The 247-nt window shown below is 49.0% G+C and carries 1 protein-coding gene; it reads right to left on the bottom strand.

What is annotated here, in order from left to right:
- The coding region (locus SLS51_RS23735; RefSeq protein ID WP_323840910.1) for a hypothetical protein at positions 1-247 on the bottom strand (247 nt) is incomplete at both ends.

Below are 247 nucleotides of genomic sequence, written 5' to 3'. Positions count from 1 at the left end.
ACGGTTTTCATCCGGGGCTTTCTCTTGCAGACCATGACTTTCGGCAAACGATCTGATGCCATCCCCGCCCATCTCCATGCCTGCTTTCAAACCATTAAGCAATTTCTCCGGATTTGTAAACGCTTTCAGTTGATCACCACTAAATTCTCCAATCACTGCCAGCATCTCTTGCAGAATCGCTTCACCATCAACCGGGTCTCCTGTACGGGAAACCATCTGGCCTTCTGTGGTGTAATTCACGCCAAAG

Origin of the sequence: Photorhabdus africana (genome assembly GCF_035181445.1) — a bacterium.
GTDB lineage: Bacteria > Pseudomonadota > Gammaproteobacteria > Enterobacterales > Enterobacteriaceae > Photorhabdus > Photorhabdus laumondii.
Note: the sequence above shows the minus strand (reverse complement) of the source record. Positions and strands in the feature narration are given on the sequence as shown.